Below are 522 nucleotides of genomic sequence, written 5' to 3' on the forward strand. Positions count from 1 at the left end.
CGTCGGCCACATCGGCCGGCTGCACCCGCAACCGCACCCGATCCCCCCACGGCTGCGCGGCCACCGCCGCCTGCAGCGTCTGGATCGTCGGCGCCGAAAAGTCCGTGCCCCAATACTCGGCACAGTTCGGGGCGATCTGGGACAACAGCAGCCCCGAACCCACGCCGAGCTCCAAAACGCGCTGCGGCCGCAGGGCGTTGATGCGGTTCACGGTGGCCGAACGCCACTCCACCATTTCCTCGAGCGGAATCGGCTCGTCGGTGTAGCTGCTGTTCCAGCCACGGAAATCCATCCCGAACACCGGCGCCTCGACCTCAGCGTCGTACAGGTCGTCATACAGCTGTTGCCACTCTTCGACGAATTCGGCATCGTCATCGGCAATGCTGGTGTGCTCCAACGTGATGTAGCCGATCAAATGCGGACCGGTGTCGCTGTGGTGCACGCTGGCCGCGGCCTGGGTGACCTGCGGGCAGGCCAGCAGGGTGTTTTCGATCTCGCCCAACTCGATGCGCTGGCCACGCA

Annotated in this window: 1 pseudogene; it reads right to left on the reverse strand. The window is 65.7% G+C overall.

Annotated features, from left to right (window positions below):
* A pseudogene (locus tag A5760_RS26965) lies at window positions 1-522 on the reverse strand (hypothetical protein); the annotation flags it as partial.

It is taken from the genome of Mycobacterium colombiense (genome assembly GCF_001665835.1).
Taxonomy (GTDB): Bacteria; Actinomycetota; Actinomycetes; order Mycobacteriales; family Mycobacteriaceae; genus Mycobacterium; species Mycobacterium colombiense_A.